Below are 18,741 nucleotides of genomic sequence, written 5' to 3'. Positions count from 1 at the left end.
GCCTGTGATCTCCCGAATCGATCTGCGCGGCGACGCCCTTCCCGAGGGCCCCGCCCTGCGCGACCTGCTGCCCCGAGCCGACTTCGACGTTCAGGCCGCACTGGAGAAGGTGCGCCCGATCTGCGAAGCCGTGCATCATCGCGGGGACGCGGCGCTGATCGACTTCGCGGAGCGGTTCGACGGGGTGCGGCTGGAATCCGTCCGGGTGCCGGCCAAGGCCCTCACGGACGCGCTCGCGGCCCTCGACCCGGCGGTCCGCGCGGCCCTTCAGGAGTCGATCCGCCGCGCCCGCCTCGTCCACCGCGAGCAGCGTCGTACGACGCACACGACCCAGGTCGTGCCCGGCGGTTCGGTGACCGAGAAGTGGGTGCCGGTCGAACGGGTCGGGCTCTACGCGCCGGGCGGCCGCTCGGTCTACCCGTCCTCCGTGATCATGAACGCGGTGCCCGCGCAGGAGGCAGGCGTCGCCTCGATCGCGCTCGCCTCCCCGGCCCAGGCGGAGTTCGGCGGCCTGCCGCACCCGACGATCCTGGCCGCCTGCGCGCTGCTCGGCGTCGACGAGGTGTACGCGGCGGGCGGCGCGACCGCGGTCGCGATGTTCGCGTACGGCACCGAGTCCTGCGCCCCCGTGAACATGGTCACCGGCCCCGGCAACATCTGGGTAGCCGCCGCCAAGCGGTTCTTCACCGGCCGGATCGGCATCGACGCCGAGGCCGGGCCCACCGAGATCGCGATCCTCGCGGACGACACCGCCGACCCGGTGCACGTGGCCTCGGACCTGATCAGCCAGGCCGAGCACGACCCGCTGGCCGCGGCCGTGCTGGTCACCGACTCGGTCGAGCTGGCCGACGCCGTGGACAAGGAACTGGCGCCGCAGGTCGCGGCCACCAAGCACGTCGACGACCGGATCGTCCCGGCGCTCGGCGGCAAGCAGTCCGCGATCGTGCTGGTCGACGGCGTCGAGGAGGGCCTTCGGGTGGTCGACGCGTACGGCGCCGAGCACCTGGAGATCCAGACCGCCGACGCCGCCGCCGTCGCCGACCGGGTCAAGAACGCCGGCGCGATCTTCATCGGCCCCTGGGCGCCGGTGTCCCTGGGCGACTACGCGGCCGGATCCAACCACGTCCTGCCGACCGGAGGCTGCGCCTGCCACTCCTCCGGCCTGTCCGTCCAGTCCTTCCTGCGCGGCATCCACATCGTCGACTACACCAGGGACGCGCTGGCCGAGGTCGCACACCACGTGGTCACCCTGGCGGAGGCGGAGGACCTGCCCGCGCACGGCGCGGCCGTCAAGGCGAGGTTCGGCTGGAAGGTACCGACGAGCAAGTGAACCCCGGAATCGACGATCTCCCCGTACGGGACGAACTGCGCGGCAAGTCCCCTTATGGCGCGCCCCAGTTGGACGTCCCCGTACGGCTGAACACGAACGAGAACCCGTACCCGCTGCCCGAGCCGCTGGTCGAGCGGATCACCGAGCGGGTGCGCGCCGCGGCCCGCGACCTGAACCGCTACCCCGACCGGGACGCGGTCCAGCTGCGCACGGAGCTGGCCAAGTACCTGACGCGGACCGGCGGATACCCGCTCGGCATCGAGAACGTCTGGGCGGCAAACGGCTCCAACGAGGTCATCCAGCAGCTGTTGCAGACCTTCGGCGGCCCCGGCCGCACGGCGATCGGCTTCGAGCCGTCGTACTCGATGCACTCGCTCATCGCGCGCGGCACCGGCACCGGCTGGATCTCCGGCCCCCGCACCGAGGACTTCACGATCGACCTCGCCGCCGCCGAGCGGGCGATCGCCGAGCACCGCCCGGACGTCGTCTTCATCACCACCCCCAACAACCCCACCGGCAACGCGGTTCCGCCCGGGACGGTCCGCGCGCTGTACGACGCGGCGCAGGCGGCCAAGCCGTCCATGGTGATCGTGGACGAGGCGTACGTCGAGTTCAGCCACGGCGACTCGCTGCTGCCGCTGCTCGCGGGCCGGCCGCACCTGGTCGTCTCGCGGACCATGTCCAAGGCGTTCGGCGCGGCCGGGCTGCGGCTCGGCTACCTGGCCGCGCACCCGGCGGTGGTGGACGCCGTCCAGCTGGTCCGGCTGCCGTACCACCTGTCGGCGATCACCCAGGCGACCGCGCTGGCCGCCCTGGAGCACACCGACACGCTGCTGAAGTACGTCGAGCGGCTGAAGGACGAACGGGACCGGCTGGTGCGCGAACTGCGCGCGATCGGCTACGCCGTCACCGAGTCCGACGCCAACTTCGTGCAGTTCGGGCGGTTCGCCGACGCGCACGTGGCCTGGCAGCGGATCCTCGACCGGGGCGTCCTGGTCCGGGACAACGGCGTACCGGGATGGCTGCGGGTGTCCGCCGGAACCCCTCAGGAGAACGACGCGTTCCTCGACGCGGTACGTGAGTTGAAGAAGGAGCAGAGTTCATGAACCGCGAAGGGCGCGTCGGACGCGTCGAACGCACCACCAAGGAGACCGCGGTCCTGGTCGAGATCGATCTCGACGGCACCGGGCGCACCGACATCGCCACCGGCGTCGGCTTCTACGACCACATGCTCGACCAACTCGGCCGGCACGGACTGTTCGACCTGACCGTGAAGACCGACGGTGACCTGCACATCGACTCCCACCACACCATCGAGGACACCGCCCTCGCGCTCGGCGCCGCGTTCAAGCGCGCGCTCGGCGACAAGGTGGGCATCTACCGCTTCGGCAACTGCACGGTCCCGCTGGACGAATCCCTCGCCCAGGTCACCGTCGACCTCTCCGGCCGCCCCTACCTGGTGCACACCGAGCCCGAGAACATGGCGCCGATGATCGGCGAGTACGACACCACGATGACCCGGCACATCCTGGAGTCCTTCGTCGCCCAGGCGCAGATCGCGCTGCACGTGCACGTGCCCTACGGGCGCAACGCGCACCACATCGTGGAGTGCCAGTTCAAGGCGCTGGCACGGGCCCTTCGCTACGCGAGCGAGCGTGATCCGCGCGCCGCCGGCATCCTCCCGTCCACGAAGGGCGCCCTGTAGACCATGAACGGACTGTCCACCCTGCTGATCGTCGTCGGCCTGTTCCTCGTCGGCGGCATCATCTCCTTCGTCAAGCAGAAGATGCCCGCCAGCCTGATCGTGCTGGTGTCCATCGGCGCCGCGATGTGCCTGGTCGCCGGCGTGCTGCGGCTGGAGGTGTGGAATTGAGCGCAGCCCGCAAGGTCGTCGTCTTCGACTACGGCTTCGGCAACGTGCGCTCCGCCGAGCGCGCCCTCGCCCGCGCGGGAGCCGACGTCGAGATCACCCGTGACTTCGACAGGGCGATGAACGCGGACGGCCTGCTGGTGCCCGGCGTCGGCGCCTTCGCCGCCTGCATGCGGGGGCTGCGCGCCGCCCGCGGCGACTGGGTGATCGACCGCAGGCTGTCCGGCGGGCGCCCGGTGCTGGGCATCTGCGTCGGCATGCAGATCCTGTTCGCGCGCGGCATCGAGCACGGCGTGGAGACCGAGGGCCTTGACGAGTGGCCCGGCTCCGTCGAGCCGCTTCAGGCGGAGGTCGTGCCGCACATGGGCTGGAACACCGTGACCGCGCCACCCGGCTCCGAGCTGTTCGCCGGCCTGGACGCGGACGCACGCTTCTACTTCGTGCACTCCTACGCCGTCCACGACTGGACCCTGCAGACGCGCGACACGCGGCTGCACGCCCCCAAGGTGACCTGGTCGGCGCACGGCAAGCCGTTCGTGGCGGCCGTCGAGAACGGCGCCCTGTGGGCGACGCAGTTCCACCCCGAGAAGTCCGGCGACGCCGGAGCCCAGCTCCTCACCAACTGGATCGGAACACTGTGAGCAAGCTCGAACTCCTTCCCGCCGTCGACGTCCGGGACGGCCAGGCGGTCCGCCTCGTGCACGGCGAGTCCGGGACCGAGACCTCGTACGGCTCCCCGCTGGAGGCCGCCCTCGCCTGGCAGCGCTCGGGCGCCGAGTGGCTGCATCTGGTCGACCTGGACGCCGCGTTCGGCACCGGTGACAACCGGGCGCTGATCGCCGAGGTCGCGAACGCCATGGACATCAAGGTGGAACTGTCCGGCGGCATCCGGGACGACGCCACCCTCGCCGCCGCCCTCGCCACCGGCTGCACCCGGGTGAACCTCGGCACCGCCGCCCTGGAGAGCCCCGAGTGGGTCGCCGGGGTGATCGCCGAGCACGGCGACCGGATCGCGGTCGGCCTGGACGTCCGCGGCACCACGCTGCGCGGGCGCGGCTGGACCCGGGACGGCGGCGACCTCTACGAGACGCTGGCGCGCCTCGACAAGGAGGGCTGCGCCCGCTACGTCGTCACCGACATCGCCAAGGACGGCACGCTGCAGGGCCCGAACCTGGAGCTGCTGAAGAACGTCTGCGCGGCCACCGACCGCCCGGTCGTGGCCTCCGGAGGCGTGTCCTCGCTGGACGACCTGCGGGCCATCGCCCAGCTGGTGCCCCTCGGTGTCGAGGGAGCCATCGTCGGGAAGGCCCTGTACGCGAAGGCGTTCACCCTCGAAGAGGCCCTGGAGGCTGTGTCGTCATGACGTCCGAAGCCGTGCGGCGCGCACAGAGCGGAAGTCCCTGGGAAGAGAGCTTCGGCTTCGCGCACGCCGTCGCGGCGGGCGACCGCGTGCTGGTGGCGGGCACCACGGCCTTCAAGGGCCTCGTGCTGCACGGGGAGGGCGACCCCTACGAGCAGGCGAAGGCGGCGTTCACCAGCGCGCTGGAGGCGATCGCCGAGTTCGGGCTGGGGCCCGCCTCGGTGATCAGGACCCGGATGTATCTGACCCATTCGCGCGACGTCGACGAGGTGGGCCGGGCCCACAAGGAACTGTTCGACGCCGTGCGCCCGGCCTCGACCCTGCTGGTCGTGGCGGGCTTCATCGACCCGCGCATCCTGGTCGAAGTGGAACTGGAGGCCTTCCGGGGCCACCATGGGCAACAAGCAGCAAGAGGAGCCGTGGATTCATGACCCTGGCGGTCCGAGTCATCCCCTGCCTGGACGTGGACAACGGCCGGGTCGTCAAGGGCGTCAACTTCCAGAACCTGCGCGACGCGGGCGACCCCGTCGAGATGGCCAAGGTGTACGACGCCGAGGGCGCCGACGAGCTGACCTTCCTGGACATCACCGCCTCCTCGGGCAACCGGGAGACGACGTACGACGTGGTGCGCCGCACCGCCGAGCAGGTGTTCATCCCGCTGACGGTTGGCGGCGGCGTGCGCACCGCCGAGGACGTGGACAGGCTGCTGCGGGCGGGCGCCGACAAGGTGGGCGTGAACACCGCCGCGATCGCGCGCCCCGAGCTGATCCGCGAGATCGCCGAGCGGTTCGGGCGCCAGGTGCTGGTCCTCTCGGTCGACGCGCGCCGCACCCCGGCGGGCGGCTTCGAGGTCACCACCCACGGCGGTCGCCGCGGCACCGGCATCGACGCCGTCGAATGGGCACACCGGGCCGCCGAACTGGGGGCCGGGGAGATCCTGCTCAACTCCATGGACGCGGACGGCACGAAGGACGGCTACGACCTGGAGATGATCGCGGCCGTACGCAAGCACGTCACCGTGCCGGTCATCGCCTCCGGCGGCGCGGGCAAGCTGGCGGACTTCGCGCCGGCCGTCGCCTCCGGCGCCGACGCGGTCCTCGCGGCCTCCGTCTTCCACTTCGGCGACCTCCGCATCGCCCAGGTCAAACGCGCCCTCCGCGAAGCCGGCCACCCGGTCCGCTGACGCCCCGCCCTGGGATACGAAAGGAAAGTTGCGCAAGGATTATTGCGCAACTTTTCTTTCGTATCTACGGTGAGGGCATGGCACGCGAGGAGACCCGCCCCATCACCGATCTCGGCACCCTGAAGGCCCTGACCCATCCGCTGCGCATGCGGCTGTACCGCCTGCTGTACGTCGCCAGGACCGCCACCGCCTCGCAGCTGGCCGACCAGGTCGACGAGGCCGTGTCGCTGGTCAGTTACCACCTGCGCAAGCTCGCCGAGCACGGGCTGATCGAAGAGGCCGACCGGCAGGGCGGCGACGGCCGTGAGCGGTGGTGGCGGCCCACCTCACACGGCGTGAGCATCCGGGACAAGGACTTCCGGGACGCCCCCGAGCGGGCGGCGGCGCACCTGGCCGCCACCCGGCTCTTCCACGACCAGCGCGCCGAGATGTACCGGCGCTATCTCGACGAGCGGGCCACCTGGAGCGCCGAGTGGAACGCCGCCGCGCCGGACAGTGAGTCGCTCGTCAGGCTCACCGCTGCCGAACTGGAGGAACTCGGCGCGGAGTTGATGGCCCTGCTGCGCCGGTACGAGGAGAAGAGCCGGTCCGCCGAGGCCGCCGGTGACACCGCGGGGCGCGAGAACGTCGCGCTGCACGTGTACGGATTCCCGTTCCGCGTCTGACAGTCCGCTTCTGACAGTCCGCGTCTGACAGTTCGCGTCCGACAGCCCGTGTCCGAGTTGCCGTCCGAGTCCCGCGTCCCAGAGAGGCCGCCGCCTTGTCCACCGTCACCGGCCTGCCCGCCGCGCCCGGCACCGGCGTCGCACGCCCCGCCCACCGCGACCCCAACGTCCTGCGCTGGCTGGGCGCCTACACCTGCTCCATGCTCGGCGACAACGTCTACTACCTCGCGCTGTCCTGGGCCGCCGTCCAGGCCGGTACGCCCGCCCAGGCGGGCCTCGTCACCTCGGCCAGCGCCCTGCCGCGGGCCCTGCTGATGCTGGGCGGCGGCGTCGTCGCCGACCGGTTCGGGCCGCGCCGGGTCGTCATCGGCAGCGACGCGGTGCGCTGCGCGGCCGTCGTCGCGGTGGCCGCGCTGCTCCTGCTCACCAGCCCGGGACTGTGGCCGCTGGCCCTGCTCGCCGTGGTCTTCGGCACCGTCGACGCCGTGTTCATGCCCGCCGTGGGCGCCCTTCCGGCCAGGATCACCGGCAAGGACCAACTGGCCCGGGTGCAGGGCATGCGCGGGCTGTCCATCCGCTTCGCGAGCGTCGTCGGAGCCCCGCTCGGTGGCCTCGGCGTGGCGCTCGGCGGCGCGGCGGCCGCCTTCGGCCTGGCGGGCCTGCTCATCGCGGTGTCGGTGCCGCTGCTGATCTCGGTACGGTTCCGCCCGCTGCCGAGCGACGACACGGTCCCCGGCGGGGGCGCCGCCCCGATACCCGAGCCACGCCCCTCGGAACCGCACCCGGCGGAGCCACATGGCGCCGGGCCACATGGCACTGAGCTACATGGCGCCGAGCCACATGGTGCCGCGCCGCATGGCGGGAACACATATGCCGCCGCGCCGCATGGCGCCGCGCCATCTGTCGGCGAGGCCCATGTCGCCGAGGCCCATGTCGTTGAGCCACATGTCCTCGAAGCGGGCTCCACCGAGCCACTTGCCGCCGAGTCGGGAGTTGCCGAGCGGGCCGACGGGTCCGCCGTCCGGTCCCGGGCCTGGGGCGACCTGGTGGCCGGGCTGCGCTACATCCGCGGGCACCGGGTGCTGGCCCCGCTGATGGCGGCCATCGCGCTCGGCGACTTCGGTTTCGTCGGCCCGCTCAACATCGGCCTGACCCTGCTGGCCGACCGGCGCGGCTGGGGCGCGTCCGGGATGGGCTGGGTGCTCGCCGGCTTCGGCACCGGCGCGGCCGTCGTGTCGCTGCTGCTGGCCGTCCGGGGCCGACTGCCACGGGCCGGCCTGGTCGCCGGGTACGCCATCCTCGCGGGCTCCGTCGCGATCGGCGCCCTCGCCTACGTCCCCCACCTCGTCGCCGCCGTTGGCGTGGCCCTGCTCATCGGGCTGTTCGCCGGGCTCAGCGGCGCCCTGTGCGGCGCCCTGCTGCAGACCCAGGCCGATCCCGCCTACCTGGGCCGTGTCACCGCCGTCGCCGGCCTGGTCAGCCTCGGCCTCGCGCCGCTGAGCATGCCGGTCGCGGCGGCCGCGATCGGCGCGTGGGGCCCCGGCCCGGTGTTCGTCGTCAGCGCCGTGGTCTGCGGGCTCGGCGGCGCCGTCGCCCTGTGCGTAGCGGGCCTGCGCCAGGCGGAACTCCCCGGCTGACGCCCCGGACCACCCACCCAGCCGCACGCCTGCCTACCGGCGCCGACGCGGAGAAAAGGGGCGGCCCCAGCGCGCCTCAGCCGCCCCACGGGGGCATCCGCCACCTCCGCGACAGCCATACGCCGACCACACCGGCCCGACCGAGACCAGCACCCCTTGTAGACCCCGCAGCCACCACCCACCAGGCCCCGCCACACCCCGGACGCCCCGCCGACACCCCTTACGGGAAGTACCTGGCGTCCCCAAGACCGCCCCCCTCCGTGTAGGAGGCGCCCCGCGCGCTCCAAGGGGGTGCGTCGGCGTCCCCTGTGGGAGGGGCCGGATGCGCCCGTGATGACGTCCCCTTGACGGCTCCCGACGGGAGGTACCGGCGTGCCCAAGTGGTGCGTCGGCGTCCTCTGCCGGAGGTGCCTGGCACCCTGCGGGCGTCCCATTGACGACCTTCCGGCGGAAAGGCGCCGACGTGCCCGAGCGTCCGCCGACGCTCTTACGGGACGTGCCCGCATGCCTCAGCGGCCCGGTGGCGGCTTGCCTGCCGGAGGCGCCCGCGTGTCTCAGATGCCCAGTTGCTTGGACTCCCGGAGCTTGGCGATCGCGTTCTCGTCGCCCGTGAGGTCCACCTTGGCCGCGCTCTGCCGGCCGAACGCGAACAGCAGCAGCTCGGCGGGCTCGCCCGTCGCCGTCACCACCGGCGCGCCCCGGTGGGCGACCGCCGTCTGGCCGTCGGGGCGGCGCAGCACCAGGCCGGTCGGCACACCCCGGCCCAGCAGCCGTGCGGTGCGCTCCAGCCGGGACCACAGGGCCTCCTGGAAGACGGGGTCCAGCTCGCGCGGCGTCCAGTCCGGCTGGGCCCGGCGGACGTCCTCCGTGTGGACGTAGAACTCGACGGTGTTGGCGGCCTCGTCGATCTGCTTGAGCTGGAAGGGGGAAAAGCGCGGCGGGCCGGTACGGATCAGCCGGATCAGCTCCTCGTACGGCTTCGCCGCGTACTCGTCCATCACCTTCTGCAGGCGCGCCGCGAGCTGCTTGACCAGCGCACCCCCGGCGGCGTCCGGGCGGCGCTCGCGCACCACCACGTGCGCGGCCAGATCACGGGTCTGCCAGCCCTCGCAGAGGGTCGGCGCCTCGGGGCCGGTGGTTTCCAAGAGGTCGGCGAGCAGAAGCCGTTCACGCTTGGCGAAGGTCGACATACCGTCAGCCTACGACCAGGTTCCGGCTCCGCCCACCCGTCTCCCGCCGCACCACCCCCGCGCGCCCACCCACTGGACAGGTCGCGGCGCTGTCGGTGCCGCGCGGCACAATGGCACCCATGACCAGCTCGCCCCAGCCCAGCAGCCTCGATCCGGAGATCGCGGCGCGCCTCAAGCGCAGCGCCGACGGGCTCCTGCCCGCCATCGCCCAGCAGTACGACACCGGAGAGGTGCTGATGCTGGGCTGGATGGACGACGAGGCGCTGCATCGCACGCTGACCACCGGCCGCTGCACCTACTGGTCCCGCAGCCGCCGCGAGTACTGGGTCAAGGGCGACACCTCGGGGCACGTCCAGTGGGTGAAGTCGGTCTCCCTCGACTGCGACGCCGACACCGTGCTGGTCAAGGTCGACCAAGTGGGCGCCGCCTGCCACACCGGCGCCCGCACCTGCTTCGACGCCGACGTGCTCCTCAAGGACGTCGGCCCCGGCGCGCCGGCCGCGGAGTCCGGCTCTTCCCGGGCGCGCTCGAACAGCACGGGCCAGTAGGGTCGGCCGCCATGGATCTTGAGACGTTCCGCAAGCTGGCCGGCGACCGCCGGGTCATCCCGGTCACCCGCAAGCTCCTCGCCGACGGCGACACCCCGGTCGCCCTGTACCGCAAGCTCGCCGCCGAGCGCCCCGGCACCTTCCTGCTGGAGTCCGCGGAGAACGGCCGCGCCGCGTTTCAGTGGTCCCGCTACTCCTTCGTGGGCGTCCGGTCGGCCGCGACCCTGACCGAGCGGGACGGACGGGCGCACTGGCTCGGCACCCCGCCCGTCGGCGTCCCCGCCGACGGCGACCCGCTGGCCGCCCTGCGCGCCACGATCGAGGCCCTGCACACGCCCCGGGACCTCGCCCACGACCTGGGTCTGCCGCCCTTCACCGGAGGCATGGTCGGCTACCTCGGCTACGACATCGTCCGCCGCCTTGAGCGGATCGGACCCGGCGAGCGTGACGATCTGAAGCTGCCCGAGCTGACCATGCTGCTCACCAGCGACCTGGCCGTCATGGACCACTGGGAGGGCACGGTCCTGCTGATCGCCAACGCGATCAACCACAACGACCTCGACACCGGAGTCGACGAGGCGCACGCCGACGCCGTGGCCCGCCTGGACGCCATGGAGGCCGACCTCTGCCGCCCGGTCGCCCAGCCCCCCGCGGTGCTGCCGCCGTCCGAGCTGCCCCCGTACACCGCGCGCTGGGGCGGCCCCGACTTCCAGGCGGCCGTCGAGGACGTCAAGGAGCGCATCCGGGCCGGCGAGGCATTCCAGGTCGTCCCCTCGCAGCGCTTCGAGACGCCCTGCACGGCGAGCGCACTGGACGTCTACCGGGTCCTGAGGGCGACCAACCCGTCCCCGTACATGTATCTGTTCCGGCTGCCCGACGGGTCCGGGGGCGCCTTCGACGTGGTCGGCTCCTCGCCCGAGGCGCTGGTCAAGGTCGAGGACGGCCGGGCCATGGTGCATCCCATCGCCGGTACCCGGCCGCGCGGCGCCACCCCGCAGGAGGACCAGGCGCTCGCCGACGAACTGCTCGCCGACCCCAAGGAGCGCGCCGAGCACCTGATGCTCGTCGACCTCGGGCGCAACGACCTCGGCCGGGTCTGCCGGCCCGGCTCGGTCGAGGTCGTCGACTTCATGTCCATCGAGCGGTACTCGCACGTCATGCACATCGTCTCCACGGTCACCGGCCGGGTCGCCGAAGGCCGCACCGCCTTCGACGTGCTGACGGCGTGCTTCCCCGCGGGCACCCTCTCCGGCGCGCCCAAGCCCCGCGCCCTGCAGATCATCGACGAACTCGAACCGTCCCGCCGCGGCCTGTACGGCGGCTGCGTCGGCTACCTGGACTTCGCGGGCGACTCCGACACGGCCATCGCGATCCGTACGGCGCTGCTGCGCGACGGCACCGCCTACGTCCAGGCCGGCGCGGGCGTCGTCGCCGACTCGGACCCGGTCGCCGAGGACCAGGAGTGCCGCAACAAGGCGGCGGCGGTGCTCCGCGCGGTGCACACGGCGAACCGTCTCGGAAGGGGCTGAGTGAACCCCGGGTGACGTAACTCCCGGGGTTCAGGCGATAGTGGAGTACGTGACAGCCGTACCTCACCCCCGTTCCGAAGCCGCAGGAGCCGCATGGGCGGGCCGCCGGAGCCTCGCCGTGGCGTTGCTGTGCGGCGCGCTCGGCGCCGCCGTGGCGCTGCTCGCCACGCGCCAGCGCTGGGCGGAGGGCACCGCCACGGTGGCCGGCGGCGCCTTCCCGCTCACCGCGAAGGGCAGCGACGTGACGGGCGTCCCCGCGGCCCTCGCCATAGTGGGCCTCGCCGCCCTCGTCGCCGTCTTCGCCGTCCGCAGGGCCGGCCGGCTCGCGGTCGCCGCCCTGCTCGCGCTGTCCGGCGCCGGCACGGTCGCCGCCGCCCTGACCGGCGCGTCCGACGGCTCCGCGCTCGACGAGAAGGCCGCCGAGGCCACCGGCGACACCTCCGCAGGCGTCGCCGTCCTCAGCCATACGGCCTGGCCCTACGTGGCCGCCGTAGGCGGTGTGCTGCTCCTGCTCGCCGGGCTCCTCGCGCTGCGCTACGGCCGGCTGTGGCCCGCCATGTCGGGCCGCTACGAGCGCGGCACGGCGCGCCCGCGGCGCCCTGCCTCGGGCGTCGACCCCGATCGGCCCGAGGATCTGTGGAAGGCGTTGGACCGCGGCGAAGACCCAACGTAGGCGCTCCGCTGGTTCGGCCGCGATACGTCGGCTGCGGCTGCGGGTGCGTTGTGGCTTGGGTTGCGATGCGTCGTTGGCTGGCTGCGGGTTCGTTGTGGCTGGGCGCGCAGTTCCTCGCGCCCCTTTGGGGCTTGGCTGGGTTCGTTGGTTTGGTGCGGGTGTGTTGTGGCTGGGCGCGCCGTTTCCCGCGCCCCTTTCGGGGTGTTCTGGGTGGGTGGTGTGGCGAAGTAGACGTTCGGTGGGGGGTACCCCTGCCCGCCGGTGGGGCAGCCGTACGGGACAATGGGCGGTGATGAGCGTCCGGCTCACACACGCATACAGCAACGAGGAGCAAGCAATGGCGGGCAGCAGCCACGGTCACACCCCGGCCGCCTGGACCGGTGTCATCATCGCCTTCATCGGGTTCTGCGTCGCGGGCGCCTTCATGGTGATGGCACAGCCGATCGGTTTCTGGGCCGGCATGGCGATCGTGGCGCTCGGCGGTGTCGTCGGCGCCATCATGCGCTCCATGGGCCTCGGTCAGCCCAAAGACGTCCACGCGGTCCCGCAGACCCGGGCCGCGGTGACGCCCGAGCCCGCCGGCGTCGAGAGCTGACCCGGCGGACGACCGCCTCGTCGACGACCTCGTGGAGGGGCGCCACGGCACCGCACCGGCCGCCGCGGCGCCCCTCACGCGCGTCCACGGCCGCAGGGGGGACAATGCGAGACGTGAACGCCGACAGTGAGCACCTGGCGCCGCGCACGGGCCGCGCGGGCGTCCTCGGCCGGCTGGCGGTCCCCGCGGGACTCCTCGCGGCCGTCGCCGGAGCCTTCGCGTACGTCGCGACAGTGGACCCGAACGAACCCGGCCACTACCCGGTGTGCCCGCTGTACGGCTACACCGGCCTGTACTGCCCCGGCTGCGGCGGACTGCGCAGCGCGCACGCCTTCATCCACGGGGACCTCACGGCCGCGCTCCAGGCCAACGCCCCGGCCGTGGCCGCCTACCTGGCCTTCGCCGCCCTGTGGACCGTCTGGGTGATCCGCGCGGTGCGCGGGCGGCCGCTGCGGCTCGCGCTCGGTCCGGTGCACCTGTGGAGCCTCGGAGCCGTACTGCTGGCCTTCACCATTGTCCGGAACCTGCCGTTCGGTGGCTGGCTCCATCCTTGATCAACTGGGTGGCGTCCAGGTAGTGGGACCGGCGCCGACCGGATGCGGGGCCTACGCCGTCCTGCGGATACCATCGCAGTGACCACGGGTTTTCGACCCGCAGGAACCACCGGCTGGAAGGGGGCCGCTCGCGTGAGTGTGCTCGACGAGATCATCGACGGAGTCCGTGCCGACCTGGCGGATCGGCAGGCGCGCGTCAGCCTCGACGAGCTCAAGGAGCGCGCGGCGAAGGCTCCGGCGGCCAAGGACGGTGCGGCCGCCCTGCGCGGCGACGGCGTCAAGGTGATCTGCGAGGTCAAGCGCTCCAGCCCCTCCAAGGGCGCGCTGGCCGCGATCGCCGATCCGGCCGGGCTCGCCGCCGACTACGAGGCGGGCGGCGCGGCCGTCATCTCGGTCCTCACCGAACAGCGCCGCTTCGGCGGCTCGCTCGCCGACCTGGAGGCGGTCCGGGCCCGCGTGGACATCCCGGTGCTGCGCAAGGACTTCATCGTCACCTCGTACCAGCTGTGGGAGGCCCGGGCGTACGGCGCCGACCTCGCGCTGCTGATCGTCGCCGCCCTCGACCAGCCGGCCCTGGAGTCGCTGATCGAGCGGGCCGTCTCCATCGGGCTCACCCCGCTCGTCGAGGTGCACGACGAGGACGAGGTGGACCGCGCGGTGGACGCGGGCGCCAAGGTGATCGGCGTCAACGCGCGCAACCTGAAGACCCTGGAGGTCGACCGGGGCACGTTCGAGCGGGTCGCCCCGGAGATCCCGGACAGCGTGGTCAGGGTCGCCGAGTCCGGAGTCCGCGGCCCGCACGACCTGATCGCCTACGCCAACGCGGGCGCCGACGCGGTCCTGGTCGGCGAGTCCCTGGTGACTGGGCGCGACCCCAGGACGGCGGTCGCCGACCTGGTGGCGGCGGGCGAGCACCCCGCACTGCGGCACGGCCGGGGCTGATCTCCCGGTAGGGTGGGCCCCGATGACTGCGACGATCCCCGTGACGACCACGGACCGGTACGCCCGCCTGGCGCGCGGCTGCCGTCCCCGTGGCTGCCGCGCGCCCGCCCGCCGGGTGCACGGGCGCCGGGTGCGCTACGTCATCGGTGACGAGCCCGGGCAGGTGAACGGCCGTCGATGGCAGCGCCCCGGACGGGGCGCGGGAAACTGCGCGACCGGGAACGACGGTCCCGCAGCCGGCTGACGGAGCCCGCACCCCACGGCGATGAGTGTCTTTCCACCAGCTCACCGTGAGGATTGCGCATGCCCAGCGAGTTCTTCGTCCCCGACCCGGAGGGTCGGATCCCCAGCGCCGAGGGCTACTTCGGCGCGTTCGGCGGCAAGTTCATCCCGGAGGCGCTAGTCGCCGCCGTGGACGAGGTCGCCGTCGAGTACGACAAGGCCAAGCACGACCCGGAGTTCGCCCGCGAACTCGACGCCCTCCTGGTCGACTACACCGGCCGCCCGAGCGCGCTCACCGAGGTGCCGCGGTTCGCCGAGCACGCCGGCGGCGCCCGGGTGTTCCTCAAGCGCGAGGACCTCAACCACACCGGCTCCCACAAGATCAACAATGTGCTGGGCCAGGCCCTGCTCACCCGGCGGATGGGCAAGACCCGTGTGATCGCGGAGACGGGCGCCGGTCAGCACGGCGTCGCCACCGCCACCGCCTGCGCGCTGTTCGGCCTCGACTGCACCATCTACATGGGCGAGATCGACACCCGGCGGCAGGCCCTGAACGTGGCCCGCATGCGCATGCTGGGCGCCGAGGTCGTCGCCGTGAAGTCCGGCAGCCGCACCCTGAAGGACGCCATCAACGAGGCCTTCCGGGACTGGGTCGCCAACGTCGACCACACCCACTACCTGTTCGGGACCGTGGCCGGCCCCCACCCGTTCCCCGCGATGGTGCGCGACTTCCACCGGGTGATCGGCGTGGAGGCGCGCCGCCAGCTCCTGGAGCGTGCGGGCCGGCTCCCCGACGCCGCGGTCGCCTGCGTCGGCGGCGGCTCCAACGCCATCGGCCTCTTCCATGCCTTCATCCCGGACGCCTCCGTCCGCCTCGTCGGCTGCGAGCCCGCCGGGCACGGCGTCGCCACCGGCGAGCACGCGGCCACCCTCACCGCGGGCGAGCCCGGCATCCTGCACGGCTCCCGCTCCTTCGTGCTCCAGGACGACGAGGGTCAGATCACCGAGCCGTACTCGATCTCGGCAGGCCTTGACTACCCGGGCGTCGGCCCCGAGCACTCCTACCTCAAGGAGTCCGGCCGCGGCGAATACCGCGCGATCACCGACGACGCGGCCATGCAGGCGCTGCGCCTGCTGTCGCGAACCGAGGGCATCATCCCGGCGATCGAGAGCGCCCACGCGCTCGCCGGCGCCCTGGAGGTCGGCAGGGAACTGGGCGAGGACGGGCTGATCGTGGTCAACCTGTCCGGCCGCGGCGACAAGGACATGGACACGGCCGCACGCTACTTCGGCCTGTACGACGGCGACGCGGACGCCGAGGTCGCCGCGGACGCGGACGGCGCGCACGCCGAGATCGAGGGGGACGCCAAGTGAGCGGGAACATCCAGCTGCTGACCGACACGCTCACCGCCGCGAAGGCGGAGGGGCGGGCCGCCCTGATCGCCTACCTGCCGGCCGGGTTCCCCACCGTGGACGGCGGCATCGAGGCGATCAAGGCCGTCTTCGACGGCGGCGCCGACGTGGTCGAGGTCGGGCTGCCGCACAGCGACCCCGTCCTGGACGGCCCGGTCATCCAGACCGCCGACGACATCGCGCTGCGCGGCGGCGTCCGGGTCGCCGACGTCATGCGCACGGTCCGGGAGGCCCACGAGGCGACCGGGAAGCCCGTCCTCGTCATGACCTACTGGAACCCCATCGACCGCTACGGCGTGGAGCGCTTCACCGCCGAGCTGGCGGAGGCCGGCGGCGCGGGCTGCATCCTGCCCGACCTGCCGGTCCAGGAGTCGGCGCTGTGGCGTGAGCACGCCGCGAAGCACGGACTCGCCACGGTCTTCGTGGTCGCCCCCAGCAGCAAGGACGCCCGGCTCGCGGAGATCACCGCGGCCGGCAGTGGCTTCGTCTACGCCGCCTCGCTGATGGGCGTCACGGGCACCCGCGAGTCCGTCGGCGCGCAGGCCGAGGACCTGGTGCGGCGCACCCGTGCCACCGGCACGGACCTGCCCGTCTGCGTCGGCCTCGGCGTCTCCGACAGCACCCAGGCCGCCCAGGTCGCGAGCTTCGCCGACGGAGTGATCGTCGGCTCAGCCTTCGTCAAACGCATGCTGGACGCCCCGGACCCGGCAACCGGAGTCACGTCAGTCCGCCAACTGGCCACCGAACTGGCCCGAGGAGTCCGCAGACAGCCATAGCCCCCCGCACCCCGAAGGGGGCGCGGGGAACTGCGCGCTGAGCCACGACGGCGCGGCAGTCGAACGACGCCCGTGGCCCGGTTCACCAGCCGATGGGCACATAGCGGCCCCGCGCCCCACCAGCGCCCCGAAGGGGGCGCGGGGAACTGCGCGACCAGCCACGATGGCGCCGCAGAGGAACGACGGCAGACGAAACGACGGCGCGTCCCCGCCCCACCCGCAGAGCGCCGGTCACTCGAACGGGTGGACCTGGGACCGGGCAGGCGCGCAGCGCCTCCCCGGTTCGTTCTGGGGGTGTGAGCGAGAAGAATCGTGACGGAAAGCGCACTGCCCGCGAGCGCCTGGCGGTCGAGCGAGAGAAGCAGAAGGCCGCGGAGAAGCGACGCCGCGCGCTGATCGTGGGCGCGACCGTGATCTGCGTGCTCGGGCTCGCCGCGGTGATCGGCGTGGTCGCCGCGAACGCCGGCAAGGACAAGAGCAGCGCCGACGCGGGCCCGGTCGTGGCGCCCTCCGGCGCGCAGGGCAAGGACGGCCTCGCCATCCCGGTCGGCAAGGACGGCGCCAAGTCCACGCTCACGGTGTGGGAGGACTTCCGCTGCCCGGCCTGCCAGCAGTTCGAGACGGTGTACCGCCCCACGCTCCATGAGCTGGCCGACGCCGGCAAGCTCAGAATCGAGTACCACCTGGTCACGCTCATCGACGGCAACCTCGGCGGCAGCGGTTCCCGGCGCTCGGCCAACGCGGCGGCCTGCGCCCAGGACGCCGGAAAGTTCCGCGAGTACCACGACGTGCTGTACGCGAACCAGCCCAAGGAGACGGACGACGCCTTCTCCAGCGATGACAAGCTGATCGAGCTGGCGGGCAAGGTGAACGGCCTGGACACGCCCGAGTTCCAGAAGTGCGTCAGAGACGGCACGCACAACAGCTGGGTGGCGAAGTCCAACAAGGCCTTCCAGGCGGGCGGTTTCACCGGCACGCCGACCGTCCTGCTGAACGGCAAGAACATCTACCAGGACCAGACGCTGACCCCGGACAAGCTCAAGCAGATGGTGGAGGCTGCCGACAAGGGGTGAGTGATTCTCACGCCCCTGTTATGGACCCGTAGCCGGGCTGACTGCCGTGTGCCCGGCCCGGCACGGTAGCGTCGACCCTGCCATGGAACTTGCCTACATTCCCAGCCCGTCGCGCGGGGTGCTGCACCTCGGCCCGATTCCGCTGCGCGGCTACGCGTTCTGCATCATCATCGGCGTGTTCGTTGCCGTCTGGCTCGGCAACAAGCGCTGGGTCGCCCGCGGCGGCCGTTCGGGCACGGTGGCCGACATCGCCGTCTGGGCCGTGCCGTTCGGCCTCGTCGGCGGTCGGCTCTACCACGTGATCACGGACTACGAGCTGTACTTCAGCGACGGCCGTGACTGGGTGGACGCCTTCAAGGTGTGGGAGGGCGGGCTCGGCATCTGGGGCGCGATCGCGCTCGGCGCACTGGGCGCCTGGATCGGCGCCCGGCGCCGTGGCATCCCGATGCCCGCGTACGCCGACGCCGTCGCCCCCGGCATCGCCCTGGCGCAGGCGATCGGCCGCTGGGGCAACTGGTTCAACCAGGAGCTGTACGGGCGGGAGACGGACCTCCCCTGGGCGGTGCACATCACCTCCTCCTCGGGCGGCCGGGTGCCGGGCTACTACCACCCGACGTTCCTGTACGAGTCCCTGTGGTGCATCGGCGTCGCCGTCCTGGTGATCTGGGCCGACCGGCGCTTCAAGCTGGGCCATGGCCGGGTGTTCGCCCTGTACGTCGCCGCGTACTGCGCGGGCCGGGCCTGGATCGAGTACATGCGTGTCGACGACGCCCACCATGTCCTGGGCCTGCGGCTCAACGACTGGACCGCGCTGCTCGTCTTCGTGCTGGCGGTGGTGTACATCGTCGTGTCGGCGAAGAAGCGGCCCGGCCGGGAGGCCGTGGTGGAGCCGGCCGCCGCGGCGGATGCCGAGGGCGCGACCCCCGGCACGGACACCGGCTCCGAGACCGCCACCGCGTCCGACGACGAGGCGAAGGACAAGGCGAAGGACGAGGTGCCGGACCCGGCGGAGGACGGGGCACAGGCCGAGGCCGGGGCCGCCGGGGTTCCCGAGGGCCGGGCCGAGAACGGCAAGATCGCCGGGAGCGCCGAGGCTTCGGAAGCCAAGGACGAGGCGGAGTCGGCCAAGAAGAGCTGACCAGCGGCCGTACGACGACGAGGGCGCCCCCGATCGCGGGGCG

22 protein-coding genes are annotated in these 18,741 nt (G+C 72.6%); 21 read left to right on the top strand and 1 reads right to left on the bottom strand.

Annotation, left to right across the window (positions count from 1 at the left end):
- Positions 1-4 precede the first annotated feature (4 nt).
- The 10 genes from hisD (at position 5) to ACIRFL_RS10780 (ending at position 8,045) form a co-directional block, all read left to right on the top strand.
- A complete protein-coding gene (hisD, locus tag ACIRFL_RS10825) occupies positions 5-1,330 on the top strand; it encodes a histidinol dehydrogenase (RefSeq protein WP_404026372.1) in 1,326 nt (441 codons plus the stop codon).
- The gene (locus ACIRFL_RS10820) at positions 1,327-2,436 is read left to right on the top strand and encodes a histidinol-phosphate transaminase (protein ID WP_404026371.1); all 1,110 of its coding nucleotides are present in this window, start codon (positions 1,327-1,329) and stop codon (positions 2,434-2,436) included. Before hisD ends, ACIRFL_RS10820 begins: the two co-directional genes overlap by 4 nt.
- The gene (gene hisB / locus ACIRFL_RS10815; RefSeq protein WP_404026369.1) at positions 2,433-3,035 is read left to right on the top strand and encodes an imidazoleglycerol-phosphate dehydratase HisB; all 603 of its coding nucleotides are present in this window, start codon (positions 2,433-2,435) and stop codon (positions 3,033-3,035) included. The genes ACIRFL_RS10820 and hisB overlap by 4 nt, the downstream gene beginning before the upstream one ends.
- A gap of 3 nt (positions 3,036-3,038) precedes the next feature.
- Complete coding sequence (locus ACIRFL_RS10810) at positions 3,039-3,203, top strand: hypothetical protein (RefSeq protein ID WP_351735472.1); 165 nt, start codon at positions 3,039-3,041, stop codon at positions 3,201-3,203.
- Positions 3,200-3,841, top strand: coding sequence for an imidazole glycerol phosphate synthase subunit HisH (hisH, locus tag ACIRFL_RS10805; protein ID WP_404026367.1), 642 nt, complete (start codon positions 3,200-3,202; stop codon positions 3,839-3,841). The genes ACIRFL_RS10810 and hisH overlap by 4 nt, the downstream gene beginning before the upstream one ends.
- The gene (priA, locus tag ACIRFL_RS10800; protein WP_404026365.1) at positions 3,838-4,563 is read left to right on the top strand and encodes a bifunctional 1-(5-phosphoribosyl)-5-((5-phosphoribosylamino)methylideneamino)imidazole-4-carboxamide isomerase/phosphoribosylanthranilate isomerase PriA; all 726 of its coding nucleotides are present in this window, start codon (positions 3,838-3,840) and stop codon (positions 4,561-4,563) included. Before hisH ends, priA begins: the two co-directional genes overlap by 4 nt.
- Entirely contained in the window at positions 4,560-4,991 is a 432-nt protein-coding gene (locus tag ACIRFL_RS10795; protein ID WP_404026363.1) for a RidA family protein, read from the top strand. Before priA ends, ACIRFL_RS10795 begins: the two co-directional genes overlap by 4 nt.
- Positions 4,988-5,743 (top strand): imidazole glycerol phosphate synthase subunit HisF, encoded by a 756-nt coding sequence (hisF, locus tag ACIRFL_RS10790; protein WP_404026360.1) that lies wholly within the window; start codon positions 4,988-4,990, stop codon positions 5,741-5,743. The genes ACIRFL_RS10795 and hisF overlap by 4 nt, the downstream gene beginning before the upstream one ends.
- A gap of 77 nt (positions 5,744-5,820) precedes the next feature.
- Positions 5,821-6,408, top strand: a complete 588-nt coding sequence (locus ACIRFL_RS10785) for a helix-turn-helix domain-containing protein (RefSeq protein WP_404026358.1) — start codon at positions 5,821-5,823, stop codon at positions 6,406-6,408.
- Positions 6,409-6,503: 95 nt separating this feature from the next.
- Positions 6,504-8,045, top strand: a complete 1,542-nt coding sequence (locus ACIRFL_RS10780; protein WP_404026355.1) for an MFS transporter — start codon at positions 6,504-6,506, stop codon at positions 8,043-8,045.
- A gap of 554 nt (positions 8,046-8,599) precedes the next feature.
- Here the strand turns inward: ACIRFL_RS10780 and ACIRFL_RS10775 are convergent.
- Entirely contained in the window at positions 8,600-9,235 is a 636-nt protein-coding gene (locus ACIRFL_RS10775) for a TIGR03085 family metal-binding protein (protein ID WP_404026354.1), read from the bottom strand.
- Between the two features lie 119 nt (positions 9,236-9,354).
- Here ACIRFL_RS10775 and hisI point away from each other — a divergent pair, with 119 nt between their 5' ends.
- The 11 genes from hisI (at position 9,355) to lgt (ending at position 18,698) form a co-directional block, all read left to right on the top strand.
- Positions 9,355-9,783: a phosphoribosyl-AMP cyclohydrolase gene (hisI, locus tag ACIRFL_RS10770; RefSeq protein ID WP_404026352.1), complete on the top strand. Its 429-nt coding sequence runs from the start codon at positions 9,355-9,357 to the stop codon at positions 9,781-9,783.
- A gap of 11 nt (positions 9,784-9,794) precedes the next feature.
- A complete protein-coding gene (locus ACIRFL_RS10765) occupies positions 9,795-11,312 on the top strand; it encodes an anthranilate synthase component I (protein WP_404026350.1) in 1,518 nt (505 codons plus the stop codon).
- A 40-nt stretch (positions 11,313-11,352) separates the two neighbouring features.
- On the top strand, positions 11,353-11,985 hold the full coding sequence (locus ACIRFL_RS10760; RefSeq protein ID WP_404026348.1) for a TIGR02234 family membrane protein: 633 nt from the start codon (positions 11,353-11,355) through the stop codon (positions 11,983-11,985).
- Positions 11,986-12,322: 337 nt separating this feature from the next.
- Positions 12,323-12,580 carry an HGxxPAAW family protein gene (locus ACIRFL_RS10755; protein ID WP_404026346.1) on the top strand — a complete coding sequence of 86 codons (258 nt, stop codon included), beginning with the start codon at positions 12,323-12,325 and terminating at the stop codon, positions 12,578-12,580.
- 104 nt (positions 12,581-12,684) lie between these two features.
- Positions 12,685-13,134 carry a DUF2752 domain-containing protein gene (locus ACIRFL_RS10750; RefSeq protein ID WP_404026343.1) on the top strand — a complete coding sequence of 150 codons (450 nt, stop codon included), beginning with the start codon at positions 12,685-12,687 and terminating at the stop codon, positions 13,132-13,134.
- 132 nt (positions 13,135-13,266) lie between these two features.
- Complete coding sequence (gene trpC, locus ACIRFL_RS10745; protein WP_404026340.1) at positions 13,267-14,076, top strand: indole-3-glycerol phosphate synthase TrpC; 810 nt, start codon at positions 13,267-13,269, stop codon at positions 14,074-14,076.
- A gap of 22 nt (positions 14,077-14,098) precedes the next feature.
- On the top strand, positions 14,099-14,320 hold the full coding sequence (gene trpM / locus ACIRFL_RS10740) for a tryptophan biosynthesis modulator TrpM (RefSeq protein ID WP_404026338.1): 222 nt from the start codon (positions 14,099-14,101) through the stop codon (positions 14,318-14,320).
- 59 nt (positions 14,321-14,379) lie between these two features.
- Positions 14,380-15,672 carry a tryptophan synthase subunit beta gene (trpB, locus tag ACIRFL_RS10735; RefSeq protein WP_404026336.1) on the top strand — a complete coding sequence of 431 codons (1,293 nt, stop codon included), beginning with the start codon at positions 14,380-14,382 and terminating at the stop codon, positions 15,670-15,672.
- Positions 15,669-16,487, top strand: a complete 819-nt coding sequence (gene trpA / locus ACIRFL_RS10730; RefSeq protein ID WP_404026335.1) for a tryptophan synthase subunit alpha — start codon at positions 15,669-15,671, stop codon at positions 16,485-16,487. The genes trpB and trpA overlap by 4 nt, the downstream gene beginning before the upstream one ends.
- Before the next feature lie 296 nt (positions 16,488-16,783).
- Positions 16,784-17,560, top strand: a complete 777-nt coding sequence (locus tag ACIRFL_RS10725; protein WP_404026333.1) for a DsbA family protein — start codon at positions 16,784-16,786, stop codon at positions 17,558-17,560.
- Positions 17,561-17,642: 82 nt separating this feature from the next.
- Positions 17,643-18,698: a prolipoprotein diacylglyceryl transferase gene (gene lgt, locus ACIRFL_RS10720; RefSeq protein ID WP_404026330.1), complete on the top strand. Its 1,056-nt coding sequence runs from the start codon at positions 17,643-17,645 to the stop codon at positions 18,696-18,698.
- Positions 18,699-18,741: the final 43 nt, after the last annotated feature.

This window comes from Streptomyces sp. NPDC102462, assembly GCF_044765425.1.
Lineage (GTDB): Bacteria > Actinomycetota > Actinomycetes > Streptomycetales > Streptomycetaceae > Streptomyces.
The sequence above is the reverse complement of the archived record's forward strand: the minus strand, read 5'-3'. Positions and strand labels throughout refer to the sequence as shown.

What these genes read in the sequence shown, in the direction of transcription:
- ACIRFL_RS10810 (WP_351735472.1), top strand. Translation starts at nt 3,039, where the DNA reads ATGAACGGACTGTCCACCCTGCTGATCGTCGTCGGCCTGTTCCTCGTC.
- ACIRFL_RS10785 (WP_404026358.1), top strand. Translation starts at nt 5,821, where the DNA reads ATGGCACGCGAGGAGACCCGCCCCATCACCGATCTCGGCACCCTGAAG.
- trpM (WP_404026338.1), top strand. Translation starts at nt 14,099, where the DNA reads ATGACTGCGACGATCCCCGTGACGACCACGGACCGGTACGCCCGCCTG.
- lgt (WP_404026330.1), top strand. Translation starts at nt 17,643, where the DNA reads ATGGAACTTGCCTACATTCCCAGCCCGTCGCGCGGGGTGCTGCACCTC.
- hisB (WP_404026369.1), top strand. Translation starts at nt 2,433, where the DNA reads ATGAACCGCGAAGGGCGCGTCGGACGCGTCGAACGCACCACCAAGGAG.
- ACIRFL_RS10755 (WP_404026346.1), top strand. Translation starts at nt 12,323, where the DNA reads ATGGCGGGCAGCAGCCACGGTCACACCCCGGCCGCCTGGACCGGTGTC.
- ACIRFL_RS10775 (WP_404026354.1), bottom strand. Translation starts at nt 9,235, where the DNA reads ATGTCGACCTTCGCCAAGCGTGAACGGCTTCTGCTCGCCGACCTCTTG.
- hisF (WP_404026360.1), top strand. Translation starts at nt 4,988, where the DNA reads ATGACCCTGGCGGTCCGAGTCATCCCCTGCCTGGACGTGGACAACGGC.
- ACIRFL_RS10795 (WP_404026363.1), top strand. Translation starts at nt 4,560, where the DNA reads ATGACGTCCGAAGCCGTGCGGCGCGCACAGAGCGGAAGTCCCTGGGAA.
- ACIRFL_RS10750 (WP_404026343.1), top strand. Translation starts at nt 12,685, where the DNA reads ATGCGAGACGTGAACGCCGACAGTGAGCACCTGGCGCCGCGCACGGGC.
- trpB (WP_404026336.1), top strand. Translation starts at nt 14,380, where the DNA reads ATGCCCAGCGAGTTCTTCGTCCCCGACCCGGAGGGTCGGATCCCCAGC.
- hisI (WP_404026352.1), top strand. Translation starts at nt 9,355, where the DNA reads ATGACCAGCTCGCCCCAGCCCAGCAGCCTCGATCCGGAGATCGCGGCG.
- ACIRFL_RS10765 (WP_404026350.1), top strand. Translation starts at nt 9,795, where the DNA reads ATGGATCTTGAGACGTTCCGCAAGCTGGCCGGCGACCGCCGGGTCATC.